Raw genomic sequence first — 17,223 nt, forward strand, 5'->3', positions numbered from 1 at the left:
CCGGACAATCATGGATATGATTATCCATTGATACAATTTTCGATTTTTATAGGCCTGCATCGGCTACCTTGTCAGGATTGCTGTCTATCCCAACGAGCCGCCCATGCAGGTAAGTGACTTCTTTATGGTGCGTCGGCCAACGTACCCGCTCCAGACGTTAACGCAGTTTTATAAACTGCTTACGACCAACCCAATCGACGACGTACTGCGAACGTATTACCGCGACCCGGTAATGCAGGAAGCCATCTTCGTGGCGTCGCCCGGCCTCTACGAACGGCTGCAACGCTGGCTTGATGGCGAGCCGCTCCCCGAGCAGAAGAAGCTGATCAACACCCTGCACAAATACCTGGTCAGAATGTGCAGCCGCTCCACGCCCTATGGCCTCTTTGCCGGTTGCTCGCTGGGTACGTTTGCCGACGAATCGCGGCTGCGTGCCGATCTGCCCGACGCCTTGCGGGCGCACGTGCGCGTCGACACCGACTGCCTGCGGGCTATTGGCCAGTGGCTTACCCAGCAGCCCCACCTCCGAACCCAATTGCTGCTGTTTCCGAATTCGTCGCTGTATCGGGTGGGCGCGTCGTGGCGCTACGTGGAACAACAGCGGGGTGCCGATCAGCGGCTCCAGTATTTCATCAGCGCCGTGGAGGCCGAAGCCGCGCTTAATTGCCTGCTGACGGCGGCGCAATCCGGCGCGACCATTCACCAGCTGGCCCACCAACTGACGGCCGATACCCCCACGGACGGGCTGGGTGATGCTTTCGAGGAAGCCTTCGCCGAAGCCGTTGATTTTGTCGAGCAGCTGATCGAGAGTCAGTTGCTTGTTTTTGAGGTGGAACCCGCCGTAACCGGCATCGATTCGTTGAACCAACTGGCTACCCGCATCGGTCAACTGCCCGACGCGACCGAGGTGGCGCAATCGCTCTGGGCCTTGCACGACCAACTGCGGCAACCCGACCGGCTACAGGCCTACAACCACACCCGGCGGTGGTTTGCCGAGCGGCAGATCGACGCTCCCTCCACCGATGTGGTGCAGGTGAATGCCTTCTTTCCCAACACCATCACCATCGGGCAATCGGTGATCCGGCTGTTGCAGCGCGACCTCGATAAGCTGCTGGTGCTGAATCAGCCCGCCCACCGCCCCGACCTCGACGAATTTGCCCGGCGGTTCACCAATCGCTACGAAGAAGAGGAAATTCCGCTGTCGCTGGCGCTCGACAATGAGTTTGGCGTTGGTTACGGTAACGTCTCGACGCTGGGTGTTGGCTACGCGCCCCTTATCGACGACCTCAGCGTGGGCATCACCACCGCGCTGCCCACCGCTACCTGGGACTGGTGGCACACGCTGGTGATGGAGAAATACACGGAGGCGCTCCGTACCCGGCAGGCCGAAATCGAGCTGACCGACGACGACCTAGCCTACATTGGTCGGCAGCAACGCCCCACTACGCCCCTGCCCAGCAGTTTCTACGCGGTTGGATCGCTGCTGGCGTCGTCGGAAAAGGCGCTCGACGCGGGCGATTTTCAGTTCAACCTGCTGGGGTGCGGCGGTCCGTCGGCCATGAACCTGCTCAGCCGCTTTGGCGAAGGCGAACCCGCTCTGGCCGCGCACATCCGCGCCTGTGCCGCTGCCGAAGAGGCCCGCCACCCCGACGTGGTTATTGCCGAGATCATTCACCTACCCGAAAACCGCGTCGGCAATATCCTGGCGCGGCCGCCCATCCATCAGTACGAAATTCCGTATCTGGGGCAGGCCTCGGTGGCGGCCGACTGCCAGATTCCGATTACCGACCTGCTGGTGTCGACGCGCAACGGCCGGGTGGTGCTTCGGTCGAAACGGCTCAACAAACGGGTGATTCCGCGCCTGACCACCGCCCACAATTTCAAGCAGGGCCTGCCCATCTACCGGTTTCTGTGCGACTTGCAGGCGCAGGATGCCCACCTCAACGTAGCCTGGAACTGGGGCGTGCTGCGCGAACAAACGTACCTGCCGCGGATACGTTATCGCCGCGTGGTGGTGAGCCGGGCTACCTGGCAGCTACCCACCCAGACGCTCACGCCCGACAATCCCCTACGGCTGGTGGCGCAGCTGACGGCGGCGGGCCTGCCCGATCAGTTTGTGGTGGCGCAGGCCGACCATGAGTTGCTGATTTCGATGCACGTGCCGGCTTCCCTCGAGTTGCTGAGTCAGGAAATTCGTAAAACCGACCGGATCAAGCTGATCGAATGCCTCGCTACCCCCGACCGCTGCCCACTCAGGCGGCAGCGGGACACCTACACCCACGAGCTGGTGATTCCGTTCTGGAACCCCGATGCGCCCGTGTTTTCGGGGCTACCGCAGGCGGCCGAAGCGGGGCCGCAGCGCCGGTTTTCGGTGGGGAGCGAGTGGTTTTATCTGAAAATCTACACGGGCGAAAAAATGTCGGACCTGCTCCTAACCGACAGCATCTACCCGGTGGTGCAGCAGTTGCTGAAAACCCAGATCATCTCGGCTTTCTTTTTTGTACGCTACCAGGATACCGACCCGCACTTGCGCCTGCGGTTTCGGGGCAATCCGCACGTCGAGTTCTACCAGTATGTGGTGCGGGCGGTGGAGCAGGCCCTGCGTGAGGCCGTGGGGTCGGGGGTGGTTCATCGGGTGCAGGTCGAAACCTACCAACGCGAGCTGGAACGCTACGGCATGGCACAGATCGAGCAATGTGAAACCCTGTTTCATTACGATAGCCTGTCGACACTGGCCTTACTGGCGCATACGGGTGGCACGTTCGACGAAGACCTGCGCTTTGCCGCGGGGGTCGCCAAAATCGACCGCCTGCTCACCGGGCTGGGTTGGGCGACGGCGGCCCGGCGGCGATTGCTGAATCAGTTGAAAGAGCGCTTTTTTGCGGAATTCGGGGGGGAATCGACGCTACGGCAGCAACTCAACGACAAGTACCGCCACTACCGGCCGGTGCTGGCTGAGGCCCTGTCGGTCACGTTTGACCCCGCCGATGGACTGTGGCGCTGGGAGCGTGAGCAAACCGCCGTGCTGACCGAACTGGCCACGGGCATCACCGACGCCGAGCAGCTGTTCAGCCTTACCGGTAGCCTGGTGCACATGATTCTGAACCGTTTGTTCCCGTCGAAACAGCGCCTCTACGAGCTGGTGGTCTATCACTGTCTGGCCAAACACTACGATGCCCTGGCCGCTCGTGAGTCGACAGTCGTGGAAGGCTAGCCGCTGCGTCGGGGGCCTGTTCATCACTTCTGGCCGAAAAACAGAACTTTCCCGGCGCTACCAGGATTTCATTTTTATGAAGAAACGCATTTGTATCGACCAGGACGACGTGCTGGCTGACACCCACGCCAAGCTCATTCAGATCTACCTGAATTCCGACGCACCCCGTTACGAACTGGCTCAACTACAGGAAAAATCATTCCACGAACTGCTGACCGACGACGAGCAGAAAGCCATCTATCAGGCCATTCATCAGCCCGGTTTCTTCCGCGACATTGCCGTGATGTCGGGCGCCCAGGAAGCCATTGTCCGGCTACAGGAACACTACGAAATTTTTGTGGCGACGGCCGCGATGGAGTTTCCCGACTCGTTCCGGGATAAATACGACTGGCTGGCCGAACACTTCCCGACCATTCACTGGCGGAATATTATCTTTCTGGGCGACAAGAGCATTCTTGGGGCCGATTACCTGATTGACGACATGCCTTACAATCTGCGCACATTTGCGGGCAAAGGACTGCTGTTCGACGCCCTGCACAACCGCGATGAAGCCGATTTTACGCGCGTCCGGAGCTGGCAGGATGTGCTGGATTTGCTGCTTGATTAAAAAGTTTTTAGTAAACTTTGTATACGGTCTAACATCTGCACTAAACGTACCGTTGTGAGCAGTACCGCCTGGTATACGACTGTACAGATAGCTAGTAAGTGATACGTGTAGATATAGCTGGATAGATCATGTACCGGGCACTTCCGTTTTAAGCCACAAACGTTGAACGACTTTTTCCTCCAATCGTTGTATGCCACAAATTAGTTGCTCGTTCTGCGGCCGTCGCAAGAACGAGGTCCAACTGCTTCTGTCGGGCATTGATGCCCACATCTGTAATCATTGCATCGAGCAGGGCTTCGAGGTGGTGGTTGAAGAAACGCGCCCCCGCCGGAATCAGAACTCCGAACCGCCCAGCCTGAACCTGATCAAGCCCGTCGAGATGAAAAACTTCCTCGACCAGTACATCATCGGGCAGGACGAGGCCAAAAAGGTGCTGTCGGTAGCGGTCTACAACCATTACAAGCGGCTGATGCAGCCCCGCACCGACGATGAGGTGACGATCGAAAAGTCGAATATTCTGATGGTTGGCGAAACCGGCACGGGCAAGACGTACTTGGCCCGCACCATCGCCCGAATGCTCGACGTGCCGTTCTGCATTGCCGACGCCACCGTGATCACCGAAGCCGGGTACGTTGGCGAAGATGTCGAAACGGTGCTGACCCGCCTGCTGCAAGCGGCCGATTATAAAATCGACAAGGCCGAGATGGGTATCGTGTATATCGATGAGATTGACAAAATCGCGCGCAAGTCAGACAACCCGTCCATCACGCGCGACGTCAGCGGCGAGGGGGTGCAGCAGGGGTTGCTGAAACTGCTCGAAGGCTCTACGGTGAACGTACCCCCGCATGGCGGCCGCAAACACCCCGACCAGCGCCTGATCTCAATCAATACCGAGAACATTCTGTTTATCTGCGGCGGCGCCTTTGACGGCATCGAGCGCCACATCGCCAAGCGCGTTACGTCGCGGCCCATCGGCTTCACCGACGAGCGCCGCCTGCACGCCATCAGTGACCGCAGCCACCTCATGCGCTTCGTGTCGGCGCAGGATCTGAAATCGTTTGGGCTGATCCCCGAACTGCTCGGTCGCCTGCCCGTGCTGACGCACCTCGACGCCCTCGACCGCGACGCGCTCTACCGCATCCTGACCGAGCCGAAGAACGCTATCACGAAGCAGTATGATAAATTATTTGCGATGGATGATGTAAAAGTTATTTGGGATGATTCGGCCCTGAATTACGTCGTCGATCAGGCCATGGTTTTTAACCTCGGTGCCCGTGGTTTGCGCTCCATTTGCGAGTCGATTATTACCGACGCCATGTTTGAAATGCCCTCGCAAACGGGCGAAAAAACGCTGATTATCACCCACGAATACGCTTCTGAGAAGTTCGGCCGCACGGCCGTGCAACAACTACGGCAGGCTGCCTGAGCGCAACCACCCGGCAACGACCGACGGCCATTTCTGGCGTGCGCATTCAGGGCGCATCGACCGGAAATGGCCGTCGGTCGTTTAACGCTATGCTCGGTTTTCCGCAACAAAGCGAAGAGGTCAAGGTTATGACGCTGAAAACATTTTTTTTTCACCAACACAGAAGCGTCATGAACACGTCGACCAAACACACACTGATTGCCCTATCGTTTACTGCCCTCCTGGGTGCCTGCAGCCGTCCGGTAGCGACCTTCCAGCCCTCGAAAGCCGAGCGTTTCTATACCCAGCAAACCACCGCCGCCCCGGTTGCCGCTGCTGAAACGGTAGCGCCTGAAGCCACGCCTGTCGTTGCTGAAGCCTCAGCTCCGGCCGTTGCTGCCCCCGCCGCTACCAAAGCCGACATCGAAACGATGCTGGTAAAGGCCGAAGCCGTAGCGTCAGCCAAAGCCCGCCCAGCCGAAGCCCGCAAACTGGAGCGCCGGATCACCAAAATCCGGGAGGTGCTGAACACCAGCCCGGCTTCTAGCCTCGCCCCGGCTGCCCCGGTTAAGAAAGCGGGTCTGGCTCAACGCCTGATGATGAAGTCGATGGATAAGAAAATCCAGAAGCACCTGGCCCCCGAGCAACCCATGCGGAGCAGCACGCTCACCGCTGGTCTGGTTATCGGTCTGATTGGTCTGCTGCTGCTGTTGCTCACGACGGGTACGGCGGCGACCATCGGTCTGATCGCCCTGGTTGTGGGTATCGTACTGGTGATTCTGGGTCTGTTGTAATTACCAACGAGTTTACCTAGACAGGTATACGGGATGAGTCGGTGGCTATTTTGCCCAAACGGATGAAATAAAAGTCGGCTCATCACGTATCCTGTCTGATACGATTTTTACTTTAACGCTGAACACAATTACTGTACAATGATGAAACGCGTCCTCAACTCTGTCTCGATTGCGCTGGCTGGTGCCGCTCTGTTAACTGCCTGTAGCCGCCCGGTTGCCACGTTCCAACCCTCAAAAGCTGAGCGTTTTTATACGCAGCAAACCACGGCTACGCCAGTAGCTATGCCCACTGAAGCGCAGGCGACTCCCGTTGCCGAAGCGACAACCAACGTACCTGTAACGGCCCAAACCGCGCAGCCGACGCCCGATATTACGGTGCAAACCAAGCAGGCATCGGAAGCACTGGCTAGCCTGAAGGCGACGCACGCCACCGATAAGCGCATGACCCGGCGTATCGAGCGGGCCGAAACCATGCTGGCGGAAGCTTCAGCAAAAGCCAACGCATCGGCCACGGCTCCGGCCCAACCCGTTGCCACGACCAAGAAAGCGGGTCTGGCCCAACGCCTGATGCTGAAGTCGATGAACCAGAAAATTCAGAAGCACTTGGCCCCTAAGGAGACGAAAGCTTCCTTCACCGGCTACGTGCGGCTTGGTGCCATCATCGGTCTGATCGGTCTACTGCTGTTGCTGATTGGCAATGGCGTGGGGGCCACCATCGGTCTAATTGCCCTGATCGCCGGTCTGGTGCTCCTCCTGCTCGGCGTTATCAACGAAGGGTAAGCCTACCACTTAAAAATGGCTCTGCTGATGGACCCAACGGTGCATCGGCAGAGCCATTTTTTATAACTAACCGCCATGAACGATAAACCTACACTGGTGCTACTACACGGCCACGGGGTTGGCCCGGCCATCTGGGACGCCCTGCAAGATGCGCTGGCAGCCACGTACCGTATTTTAAAACCAGATTTCTCGGCGATGACCAGCCATACGTCGGTAGAAGGCTACGCGGAGCAACTCCACAGCATGCTGGCTGCCTCGCAGATCGACCGTTGCGTGTTGATTGGGCATTCGATGGGTGGGTACGTCGCGCTGGCGCTGGCCGCGAGCCATCCTGAGCTGGTAGCGGGCCTCGTGCTGTTCAACTCGACTGCCTTCGCCGACCCCGATACCGACGAGCAACGGGCCAAACGCGACGCCGCCAAAGCGCAGTTGCAAACTGAAGGGGCTGCGGCCTTTGTCGAAAAAGCCGTCACCAGTATGTTTTCCAAACCCGATCAGCAGAAAAAAGCCGATCTGGTGCGTCAGACCGTAGACCGCTACAAGACACTGCCGGCCGACGCTCTACTGGCCGGTTTACAGGCGATCCGCACCCGCCCCGACCGCTCAGAGATGCTGGCAAACGCAACGTACCCAGTACTCATCCTGGCGGGGCGTCACGACATGGCCGTGCCTATCGAGCGCTCACAGGCGCTGGCCGATAAACTGCCCAACGCCCAACTGGTCATCCTCGAAAACTCGGGGCACCTGGGTATGCTGGAAGAACCCGAAGCGGCCGAAGCCGCACTAAAGCGGTTTTTAATGAATGATGTATGATGGATAATGTATAATGGGGCTGGCGCAAACCTGCTAGTGCGCCAGCCCCATTATACATTATCCATCATACATCATTCATTATCCCGTATCGCTCATACATTTTCCCGGACTACCCGTAGTTTTGCGCCCTCAATCTGATGGGACATCACTATGGCACAGCTTTTTAATGTATACCCGCTCTACGACATAGAGCCGGTTCGGGCGCAGGGCAGTTACCTCTGGGATAACAACGGCATCCGCTATCTTGATCTGTACGGCGGCCATGCCGTGATTTCGGTAGGCCATACGCACCCCCGGTATGTGCAGGCCCTAACCGATCAGCTCCATAAGATTCAATTTTACTCGAACTCCGTCCGGATTCCGCAGCAGCAGGAACTGGCTGACAAACTGGGCGAACTGTCGGGCCACCCCGATTATGCGCTGTTCCTGTGTAATTCAGGGGCCGAAGCCAACGAGAACGCGCTTAAACTGGCCTCGTTTCATACGGGCCGAAAAGGTGTTGTCGCCTTCACCAAATCGTTTCACGGCCGCACAGCCGGGGCCGTTGCCGCGACCGACAACCCCGCGATTGTGGCCCCCGTCAACGCGACGGATCACGTCACGTTTTTGCTCTTCAACGACCCCGACGCCGCTATGGCGGGTATCACGACGGACACTTGCGCGGTGATCGTCGAGGGCATTCAGGGCGTGGGGGGCATTCAGGTAGCGTCTGACGCGTTTCTGAAAGCCCTCCGTCAGCGTTGCGACGAAACCGGGGCGGTGCTCATTCTCGACAGCGTGCAGTGCGGCTATGGCCGGTCGGGGAAATTTTTCTCGCATCAGTATAGCGGCATCCGTGCCGACATTATTTCGATGGCCAAGGGTATGGGCAACGGCTTTCCCATTGGTGGTATCCTGATCGCGCCCGAGTTCAAAGCGTCTTACGGCCTGCTGGGCACTACCTTTGGCGGCAATCACCTGGCCTGTGTGGCGGGTATTGCCGTGCTCGACATCATGCGCGAGGAGGGACTGATGGACAACGCCGCCCGCATCGGCACGTACCTGATGGATGGTATTCGGCAGATCGGGGGTTACAAAGACCTGCGTGGCCGCGGCCTGATGATCGGCATCGAATACGATTTCCCGGTCGAGGCCCTGCGTCATCAGTTGCTGTTCGAGCACAAGCAGTTTACGGGCGTGGCGGGTAAGCACACCATCCGCCTGCTGCCCTCGCTCGCCCTCGGCACCGACGAAGCCGACCAATTCCTGGAGGCACTGGAGAACTGTCTGCTTAAACACAGAGATACAGCGACTGCACAGAGCTAACCTAGATAGATCAGCTTTCAGAGAAAGTGATTGGTTGTACTATTCAGGTTCATCGACTTATTAATTGACGAACAACTCGTGGTGGATTTGAAAGCTGTTGACAGTCTTTTATCTATCCATACAGCGCAAATTCTAAAGTATTTGCGAGTTGCAAAATGCCGCTTCGGGCTACTGATAAATGTCAATGTTACGCAGTTTGTAAATGGAGTGAAACGGATAGCCAACGGCCATTAACTCTGATTACTCTGCCTAATCTCTATATCTCTGTGTTTAACTAACCATGCACCATTTCATATCGCTTGCCGACGTAACGGACCTCGATGCCCTCATTCGATCGGGGCTGATGGCCAAAACAAACCCCTTTGCCGACGAACACCTCGGCCATCATAAAACCATTGGGTTGCTGTTTTTCAACTCCAGCCTACGTACCCGGCTCAGCACCGAAAAAGCCGCCCGCAACCTGGGCCTGAACGTGATGACCCTTAACGTGGGCTCGGATAGCTGGGGCCTGGAAATGGAAGACGGCGTCCTGATGAATGGCGACAAAGCCGAGCACGTCCGGGAAGCCGCCGCCGTGATGGGCCGCTACTGCGACATTCTTGCCATTCGAGCCTTCGCGGGCCTCACCGACCGCGCCCTCGACTACAAAGAGCAGGTCATGACGCAGTTTGCCCGGTTTGCCGGGGTGCCCATCGTCAACCTCGAATCGGCCACCCGCCACCCGCTGCAATCGCTGGCCGACTGCATCACCATCGAAGAAGCCCGGACAACGTACCCACTGGTGCCGGTACGGCCAAAAGTGGTGCTTACCTGGCTGCCGCATTTCAAACCGCTGCCGCAGGCCGTGGCCAACTCATTTAGTGAATGGATGAACGCCCGCGCCGCCGCCGGTAAGGTCGAGTTTGTCATCACCAACCCCGAAGGCTACGACCTCGCCCCGGAGTTTGTAGGCAACGCCCGCATCGAACACGACCAGAACAAGGCTTTTGAAGGAGCCGATTTCATCTATGGCAAAAACTGGTCGTCGTACGAGCACTACGGGCAGGTCCTGACGCAGGACCCTAGCTGGGCCGTGACAATGGACAAAATGAACCTGACTAACAACGGCCATTTCATGCACTGCCTGCCCGTGCGGCGCAACCTCAAAGTGTCCGACGAGGTGCTCGACAGCCCCCGGTCGCTGGTGATTGAGCAGGCCGCCAACCGCGAATGGTCGGCCCAAGCCGTGCTGCGTGAAATCTTATTGAGCTTATAAAAAACACCGCGAAGGGCGCTAAGGTAGACGCAAAGGACGCAAAGACGTTTTACATCAACTGGTTGTGAAAAATCGTCGCGCCCTTCGCGTTCATCTTGGCGCCTTTGCGTTCTAATTCCAAATGAACCCACTAACCGTACTGAAAATTGGCGGGAACGTCATTGATAACCCCGCCGCGCTGACGCGCTTCCTGACCACATTCTCGACCCTGACGGGCGATAAACTGCTGGTGCATGGGGGCGGCAAGATTGCCACGCAAATTGCCGAGAAACTGGGCGTACAGACCACGATGGTCGATGGACGCCGTATCACCGACAAGCCCATGCTCGACGTCGTTACGATGGTTTACGGCGGATTGGTCAACAAGCAGATCGTGGGGCAGTTGCAGACGCTGGGCACCAACGCCATTGGGCTGACCGGTGCCGATGCCGGGGTGGTGAAAGCTAACAAGCGACCCGTCAAAGACATTGATTATGGCTTCGTGGGCGATATCACCGAAGTTGATTCAGGGCGGCTACTGTCTTTTGCCAACGAAAGTCTGGTACCCGTGATGGCTCCGCTAACGGTAGACGCGTCGTCAGGTACGTTGCTCAACACCAACGCCGATACGCTGGCGCAGGCCATTGCGGTAGACCTTGTTCATAAGCGCGACGTGACGTTGGTGTATTGCTTCGAGAAAAAAGGCGTACTCGCCAACCCCGACGATGATAACAGCGTCATCAATCAGCTGACGCCTGAGGTGTATGCCGAACACAAAGCCGCTGGCAGCATCAACAAGGGTATGATTCCCAAACTAGACAACGCCTTTGCCGCCCTCAACGCTGGTGTGGCACGCGTCATCATCTGCCACGCCGACGAACTAGCCGCCGCCCTGGCTGGCACCGCGGGAACGAGTATTGTAATGAATAATGAATGATGGACAATGAATAATGGGCTGACGCACGAGTGATTTCGCGTCAGCCCATTATTCATTGTCCATCATTCATTATTCATTACAAAGCCAGCTCCTTCTCACTCACAATTGTGAGGATTTCGGTGTCTTTGAGGCGGGCGGCGAGGCCGAGGGTTTTGGGGACTTCATAGTGGAAGAAGTACTTCATCGTGTGGATCTTGCCTTCGTAAAAAGCCAGTTCGTCGCCCTGCGGATTCTGGGTGAGCATGGCCTGTTTGGCCACCACGGCCTGCTTGAGCCATTGCCAGGCCACCACCACAATACCCATCTGCTCCAGGAACAGCGTGGCATCGCTGAGGTAGCGCTCGTAGTCACCAGCCCCGGCATGCGGCATTAGCGCCTGCACCACCTCCTGCAACCGCCCCAGTTCCGCTTTCAACATGCCCGCATAGGGTTTGAACTCGTCGTGGGCCGAGGCGTCGGCGATGGTGCTGCCGATGGCCTGCATGAGCAGTTGGGCGGCTTTGCCCCCTTTCATGGTCATTTTGCGGCCCAGCAAGTCCTGCGCCTGAATGCCCGTGGTGCCTTCATAGATCGGCGTAATCCGGATGTCGCGGTAGAGTTGCTCGACGGGGAAATCCTCCGTAAAGCCGTAGCCACCAAAGGTTTGCACGCTTTGGCTCACCGACTGCACACCCATCTCCGAGGGATACGTTTTGGCCATCGGCATCAGGATTTCGAGCAGCAACTGTGCATTTTCTTTTTCCTCGCCCTCGGCTGCGTGGGCAATGTCGTACTGCTTGGCGGCTTCGAGCAACAGCGACAACGAACCTTCCGTCACCGCCTTCTGGAACAACAGCATCCGCCGCACGTCGGGGTGGTTGATGATCGGTGTCTGAGGCGCGTCGAGGATGCCTTTCTCGTTCAGGCGGCGGCTTTGCGGACGCTCTTTGGCGTATTGCAGTGCCGCATGGTAGGCCGCCGTGGCGATGCCCGCCGCTGTCATGCCCACGCCGAGCCGGGCTTCGTTCATCATCTGGAACATGTAGGGCAGGCCCATGTGCGGTTGCCCCACCAGGTACCCGATGCAATCGTCGCGCTCGCCCATGGTCAGATGCATCGCCGGCACACCCTTCTGCCCGAGTTTATGATACACGCCCGTCGACGTCACGTCGTTGTCGACCGGACCGTTTTCCGTATCCCGAAACTTAGGAACGACAAATAACGAAATACCCTTGGTGCCCTTTGGTGCCCCGTCGATGCGGGCGAGCATCAGGTGGATGATGTTGTCGGCGGCATCGTGGTCGCCAGCCGAAATAAACACTTTCTGCCCTTTGAGTTTGTAGCTGCCATCGGGTTGCGGCGTAGCCGTCGTAGTGATGTCGGAGAGCGACGAACCCGCCTGCGGCTCGGTGAGGGCCATGGTGCCCTGCCACCGCCCCGAGAGCATATTGGCCACGTACCGGTCGTTCAAGTCGTCGGAGCCGAAGGTGGCGATCAGGTTGGCCGCCCCCGCCGTGAGGCCGGTATACATCATGCCGTTGTTGGCCGCCATCAGGATGAAGCCAATGCACGAATTGATGAGTTCGGGCAGTTGCTGACCACCGCGCTCAAACGAAAAACCGGCGCCAATCAGGCCCGCTTCGCCCATCGCCTCCAGAAACGCCTTAATGCGTGGGTGCACCGTCACCTGCCCATTCTTTAATTCAGGCTGGTTACGATCCACGTCGCGCACGTAGGGGTACATGAGCGTGTCGGCAATGTGGGTAGCCGAATCGAGGGCCATGTCGAACGTACCCCGGTCGTGGGCCGAGAAGTACGGGTACTGCGTCAGGTCTTCGGCGTGGAAGACTTCATGCAGCAGAAAATTCAGGTTGCGTTTGCTGAAATAAGCCATTTTAACGAAGGGTTTACCGTCTAGCGGTTAAGGTTGGGTTGCCAAATCGGACCGACACATGGGCGCGAAGCCGTTTTAACCGTCAGCCCTCAACCGTTATACACCACTTTATTATGCATGCATACTACTTTTTCAAAAGTAAGAAAAAATGGGACGTAAAACAGAAAAGGATATATTGACGTTCTCTGGTTGGGCTGCCCGCTGTATCGGTCTGATAAGGCAGCGCCAACCAGATTCAAACCAAAAAAACCGTTTACTCATGAAACGATTTGTTGCTTTTCTATTTGTATTGTCGGCCCTCACGATGGGGTACGGCACGGCCTCGGCCCAAATGAATAACCGCAAGAGTCCGCATATCACTGCCGAAAGCCCCGACAAGTCGATCAAAGTGGTCTATGGCCAACCCGCCAAAAAAGGCCGGGTGGTGTTCGGGCCGGATGGTCTCGAAAAATATGGCAAACCCTGGCGCACCGGTGCCGACGAAGCCACCGAAATTACGTTTAAAAACGACGTGATGTTTGGCGGTAAGATGGTCAAAGCCGGTACGTACACGCTCGTGACCTTCCCCGACGCAAAGGAGTGGGGCGTGGTGCTCAACAGCCAATTGGGCCAATGGGGCGCCTATGATTACGACAAGTTCAAAGAAAAAAACGTGGTCGAAGTGAAAGTACCCGTATCGATGAACAAAACGCCGATCGAGAAACTGACGATCACGCCAAGCAATAAAAGCCTGACCATCGCCTGGGACAACATGACGGTATCGGTACCGGTCATGGCCCACGGCATGAGTGGCGCGCCCGGTGCCGACAAAGGCAAGTAAGCGTATACTGGTTATACAAGAAAAAGCCCCGCTGGTCAGCCAGTGGGGCTTTTTCTTGTTGCCTTGCTAAGGCGAAGCAGGGTCGATCACTTCAGCAGTTTGTAATTCTTCCACTCGCCAAAGCGGTGCTTAAGTCGGTCCTCGATGGCGTAGATAATTTTCTCTTTCAAGGATGGCTTGTAGGAAAGCTTAGTCGGATCGAAGTCGTAGTTGCCATTGGCGATCCATTCCCGCATAACGGCCGGGTGCGTGCCTTCAAACCGCTTGACCCGGAAGATGTTATAATAATTAAGCTGCTTGGGCGCGGCAGTGGGTTCGGTTGCTTCCTCAGGCTTGGCGCCGTAGAACGTTGAGAAATAGGCCCATTTCTTATACATGGCTTCTGGCGGGCGCACATAGCTATAGTGATGAACCGGCACAGGCACGTACCTGACCCAAAGTTTAGTCCCTTTTTCGCCTGACAGGTACGTCTCGTAGGACTGGTAACGCCGAAACCCCTGCGAATCGCGGTAGGCGTAGGCGTTCAGCCCATTACGAAATACCCGGATTTCCTTCTTATGCTGTTTGCGGGTATTGTTGAGGTAATCATAGCTGCCGTAGAAGTTCAGGAAATCAAACAGTAGTCCTTCTACCCGCGGATCGGGATCGGCATCCACGATCGCCTGCCGGATCGTGGGCAGGTCGCGTTCGTGGATAATCTCATCGGCCTGAATATGAAAGAGCCAATCGCCGGTGCATTCACGAAGGGCGGTATTGGCTTGCAGCGCGAAGATTTTACCGTTCTGCCGCATCGCCTCGTCCCAAACGGTGTCGACGATGCGGATTCGCGGATCGCCGAGGGCTTCAATGGCCTCACGCGTGCCATCCGTCGAATCGCCAACCGCCACTACAAACTCATCGCAGATTGGTAAAATGGATTGAATCGCTTCCAGAAACGGGTACTGATAGGAGAACCCATTCCGGATATAAGAAAAGCCGCTAATTGTCATGCAGTAAAACTAATTGGCAATTGCGACACTTCTGCCGATCAGAACGGATAACCTACGGCGATGTTCAGCACGAGGTTTTCCTTCCGCCAGCTTGGGTCACGGAAATTGATCTGATTGAGCACCCAACGCTGCCCCTCGTCCAGATACGGTTTGTGGAAGGGCGTCGCTAGGTCGGCACGAATCAGGAAATACGACAGGTCGATGCGCAAACCGACCCCGCCACCGATGGCGAGTTCGCTCAGAAAATTTTTGTTGAACTGAGTGTCCAATCCACCGACGGTTTCATTCGTGTAGTTCCAGACGTTGCCAGCGTCGACGAAAGCCGCCAGTTGAAAGAGCGATCCCAACTTTGCCCGTAACTCGGTATTCACCTCCAGCTTGATGTCGCCGCCACCATCCTGCCGCAGAATGCCACTGTCGACAAACCCAATGCGGCCCGGCCCGACGGCGCGGGGTCTGAAGGCTCGTACGCTGTTAGCACCTCCAATGAAATATTGCCTTACAAATGGCATGACGTTGATGTTGCCGTAGGGAATCCCGATGCCGCCAAAGAAGCGGTTAGCCCAGGTTAGCTTGGGGGTCAGCTGGAAGTAATGCCGGGTATCAACGTCAGTCCGGAAGAACTGGGCAAATTGAATCCCAAAAATTCGGCGGTATTCGTCTTCGCCCAACGGGATCAGCAGACCGGCCAGATTTCCAGCGGGTTCTACATTCCACGTCAACCGATTCGTGTAACGGCTCTTCGTTCTGGGATCTGAGTTGTAGTTGAGCGTGTAAATGCTGCTCAGAATAAACTGCGGATCTAAGAGCCGAATGGCTGCGCTCTGTATCGCTGGGTTAGGATCGATCAGTTGGTTAAAAAAGGCGGGTTTCTCGTTGAAAATGAACGCGTAGGCGATATTGAAGGGCGTAACACTATGCTCGATCCGATTACTGGTCCGAAAAGCGTAGCCAAATGACGCCCGGAACGAGTTGAGGTCGTAGAGCGAATCGCGGCGTAGTAGTTCATAACCTACTGTCAGCAGCGTCTTCGGCAATACCTGCCGCCGATCGTAGCGAATTTTGAAAGGCGACACCAACCGAGGAAACGACAGAGTAGCATCGACACCATAGCGATAATTGGTTACGCCTTGACCTAATGCCCCGATTTGTAGATCAATCCCCGCCGTACCGTTAATCGTCAACTGCTCGGCTCGTCCCAAGAAATTCCGTTGGATCCAGCTCAACGTAAGTACTGTTCCGGCCAGGTTATTCGACCGGGAGTTGCCTGAGAGCTCAAGGCGTAGCGACTTGCGGGGGAGGGGCGTCAGGTAATAATTGACGTCGAGCAGGGCCGAGTCCTGCCCATACTGACCGGCCGGCTCAAAGCGATTACGGACGTACTTGAACGTACCCAGATTGACCAGCCGCGACAGCGACAGATCCTGCGCCCGGCTGTTGTAGCGTCGGCCCGGCCGCAGACCGATTACATCATTGAACAATTGCGGTTTGAAGACCCGCCCCGAATCGACGATGAAAAAACGGCGTAGCGACCGGCCTGTATCAGCCGCGTTTTCCACGGGCGGGCGGTAGGCTTCCGTCCGGTTGGTATCGGTGCGGGCCGTAGCCAGGTTATAATTCGGGAAAATGTAAATGTTGCGGATGAAGTAAGGCACCTTCGCTGCCGCCGGAATATCAGGTTTGACCGCCACGTAGAACCGGGCTTTGTGATTTCCCACCGCCGTATCGCTCAGAATCGCCACGTAATCGGGCTGGAAATAGTAAAAGCCACGCTGCTTGAGGGCCGTGCTGATACGTTCCTGCTCGGCTTTCAGCACATCGAGGTTAAACGGGTCGCCCGGCTTGATTAGGGTTCTGGGCGATACGTTGTACATCGCCTGGGCAACCTGCGTTGAATCGCCCACAAACGAGACCGAATCGACGACGTACCGCTGAGGCAGTTGCACCGTGTAGCGCGCTTTGGTCTGGGATTTGTTCAAGTCGGCAAATTCACCCTGCACGCTGTTGCGGAAGTAGCCCGAATTCTCGAGCACATTGCTCATTAACTGACTGTTGGCCGTAAGGCCCCGGGCGCTGGCTAACACGGGCGCTTCGCCAAACCGACGCCGCAAACTGGCCCGGAAGCCTGTTTCTTTCTTCGGCTCGCCAATCATATAGTAAATCCCTACCTTATACGGGTAGCCAAACAGCCGCTTGTTGGGCCGGGGCCGCGCCAGCGCCGCCAGTTGATCCTCAACGCGCTCCTGTTCATCCTTCGACACCGTCGAGTCGGCATTGACCACGAAATCGGCGCCAATGTACAGCTTCTCGCCCGCAGGCAGGTGTTTGGCCACGTTGCAGGACTGGAGGGAAAAAATGAATACTGTAAAAGGGAAAATGTAAAATCGGACGTTGCGTGGGCAAAGCTTAGTCAGGGAGAGAATACTATGTTGAGCTGGCAAAATCATTATAC

Annotated in this window: 14 protein-coding genes; 11 read left to right on the plus strand and 3 right to left on the minus strand. The window is 56.9% G+C overall.

What is annotated here, in order from left to right; all coding sequences use genetic code 11:
- Positions 1 to 103: 103 nt before the first annotated feature.
- The 10 genes from FAES_RS10295 (at position 104) to argB (ending at position 11,089) form a co-directional block, all read left to right on the plus strand.
- Positions 104 to 3,214 (plus strand): lantibiotic dehydratase, encoded by a 3,111-nt coding sequence (locus FAES_RS10295; RefSeq protein ID WP_148289336.1) that lies wholly within the window; start codon positions 104 to 106, stop codon positions 3,212 to 3,214.
- Positions 3,215 to 3,290: 76 nt separating this feature from the next.
- Positions 3,291 to 3,821: a 5' nucleotidase, NT5C type gene (locus FAES_RS10300; RefSeq protein WP_041257746.1), complete on the plus strand. Its 531-nt coding sequence runs from the start codon at positions 3,291 to 3,293 to the stop codon at positions 3,819 to 3,821.
- A 190-nt stretch (positions 3,822 to 4,011) separates the two neighbouring features.
- Positions 4,012 to 5,247, plus strand: a complete 1,236-nt coding sequence (clpX, locus tag FAES_RS10305; protein ID WP_015331147.1) for an ATP-dependent Clp protease ATP-binding subunit ClpX — start codon at positions 4,012 to 4,014, stop codon at positions 5,245 to 5,247.
- Between the two features lie 170 nt (positions 5,248 to 5,417).
- On the plus strand, positions 5,418 to 6,020 hold the full coding sequence (locus FAES_RS10310; protein ID WP_041258794.1) for a hypothetical protein: 603 nt from the start codon (positions 5,418 to 5,420) through the stop codon (positions 6,018 to 6,020).
- 141 nt (positions 6,021 to 6,161) lie between these two features.
- Positions 6,162 to 6,800 (plus strand): hypothetical protein, encoded by a 639-nt coding sequence (locus FAES_RS10315; protein WP_041258795.1) that lies wholly within the window; start codon positions 6,162 to 6,164, stop codon positions 6,798 to 6,800.
- Between the two features lie 75 nt (positions 6,801 to 6,875).
- The gene (locus FAES_RS10320; protein WP_015331150.1) at positions 6,876 to 7,613 is read left to right on the plus strand and encodes an alpha/beta fold hydrolase; all 738 of its coding nucleotides are present in this window, start codon (positions 6,876 to 6,878) and stop codon (positions 7,611 to 7,613) included.
- Positions 7,614 to 7,763: 150 nt separating this feature from the next.
- A complete protein-coding gene (locus tag FAES_RS10325) occupies positions 7,764 to 8,918 on the plus strand; it encodes an aspartate aminotransferase family protein (protein WP_015331151.1) in 1,155 nt (384 codons plus the stop codon).
- Positions 8,919 to 8,948: 30 nt separating this feature from the next.
- On the plus strand, positions 8,949 to 9,152 hold the full coding sequence (locus FAES_RS30815) for a GxxExxY protein (protein ID WP_083891478.1): 204 nt from the start codon (positions 8,949 to 8,951) through the stop codon (positions 9,150 to 9,152).
- A gap of 46 nt (positions 9,153 to 9,198) precedes the next feature.
- The gene (locus tag FAES_RS10330) at positions 9,199 to 10,173 is read left to right on the plus strand and encodes an N-acetylornithine carbamoyltransferase (RefSeq protein ID WP_015331152.1); all 975 of its coding nucleotides are present in this window, start codon (positions 9,199 to 9,201) and stop codon (positions 10,171 to 10,173) included.
- A 121-nt stretch (positions 10,174 to 10,294) separates the two neighbouring features.
- Entirely contained in the window at positions 10,295 to 11,089 is a 795-nt protein-coding gene (argB, locus tag FAES_RS10335; RefSeq protein WP_015331153.1) for an acetylglutamate kinase, read from the plus strand.
- Between the two features lie 76 nt (positions 11,090 to 11,165).
- On the opposite strand, the gene FAES_RS10340 is transcribed toward argB, so the two are convergent.
- Positions 11,166 to 12,962 (minus strand): acyl-CoA dehydrogenase, encoded by a 1,797-nt coding sequence (locus tag FAES_RS10340; RefSeq protein ID WP_015331154.1) that lies wholly within the window; start codon positions 12,960 to 12,962, stop codon positions 11,166 to 11,168.
- Positions 12,963 to 13,221: 259 nt separating this feature from the next.
- Here FAES_RS10340 and FAES_RS10345 point away from each other — a divergent pair, with 259 nt between their 5' ends.
- Positions 13,222 to 13,782, plus strand: coding sequence for a DUF2911 domain-containing protein (locus FAES_RS10345; RefSeq protein WP_041257748.1), 561 nt, complete (start codon positions 13,222 to 13,224; stop codon positions 13,780 to 13,782).
- A gap of 86 nt (positions 13,783 to 13,868) precedes the next feature.
- On the opposite strand, the gene FAES_RS10350 is transcribed toward FAES_RS10345, so the two are convergent.
- Together FAES_RS10350 and tamL are read right to left on the minus strand one after the other, a co-directional pair.
- Entirely contained in the window at positions 13,869 to 14,771 is a 903-nt protein-coding gene (locus FAES_RS10350; protein ID WP_015331156.1) for a glycosyltransferase, read from the minus strand.
- A gap of 38 nt (positions 14,772 to 14,809) precedes the next feature.
- Positions 14,810 to 17,218 (minus strand): translocation and assembly module lipoprotein TamL, encoded by a 2,409-nt coding sequence (gene tamL / locus FAES_RS10355; protein ID WP_015331157.1) that lies wholly within the window; start codon positions 17,216 to 17,218, stop codon positions 14,810 to 14,812.
- Between the last annotated feature and the right edge of the window lie 5 nt (positions 17,219 to 17,223).

The sequence above is a fragment of the Fibrella aestuarina BUZ 2 genome (assembly GCF_000331105.1).
Classification (GTDB): domain Bacteria; phylum Bacteroidota; class Bacteroidia; order Cytophagales; family Spirosomataceae; genus Fibrella; species Fibrella aestuarina.

Coding starts and splice junctions, on each gene's coding strand:
- clpX (WP_015331147.1), top strand. CDS start 4,012: ATGCCACAAATTAGTTGCTCGTTCTGCGGCCGTCGCAAGAACGAGGTC.
- FAES_RS10340 (WP_015331154.1), bottom strand. CDS start 12,962: ATGGCTTATTTCAGCAAACGCAACCTGAATTTTCTGCTGCATGAAGTC.
- FAES_RS10345 (WP_041257748.1), top strand. CDS start 13,222: ATGAAACGATTTGTTGCTTTTCTATTTGTATTGTCGGCCCTCACGATG.
- FAES_RS10295 (WP_148289336.1), top strand. CDS start 104: ATGCAGGTAAGTGACTTCTTTATGGTGCGTCGGCCAACGTACCCGCTC.
- argB (WP_015331153.1), top strand. CDS start 10,295: ATGAACCCACTAACCGTACTGAAAATTGGCGGGAACGTCATTGATAAC.
- FAES_RS10325 (WP_015331151.1), top strand. CDS start 7,764: ATGGCACAGCTTTTTAATGTATACCCGCTCTACGACATAGAGCCGGTT.
- FAES_RS10330 (WP_015331152.1), top strand. CDS start 9,199: ATGCACCATTTCATATCGCTTGCCGACGTAACGGACCTCGATGCCCTC.
- FAES_RS10350 (WP_015331156.1), bottom strand. CDS start 14,771: ATGACAATTAGCGGCTTTTCTTATATCCGGAATGGGTTCTCCTATCAG.
- FAES_RS10320 (WP_015331150.1), top strand. CDS start 6,876: ATGAACGATAAACCTACACTGGTGCTACTACACGGCCACGGGGTTGGC.
- FAES_RS10315 (WP_041258795.1), top strand. CDS start 6,162: ATGAAACGCGTCCTCAACTCTGTCTCGATTGCGCTGGCTGGTGCCGCT.
- FAES_RS10300 (WP_041257746.1), top strand. CDS start 3,291: ATGAAGAAACGCATTTGTATCGACCAGGACGACGTGCTGGCTGACACC.
- tamL (WP_015331157.1), bottom strand. CDS start 17,218: ATGATTTTGCCAGCTCAACATAGTATTCTCTCCCTGACTAAGCTTTGC.
- FAES_RS10310 (WP_041258794.1), top strand. CDS start 5,418: ATGAACACGTCGACCAAACACACACTGATTGCCCTATCGTTTACTGCC.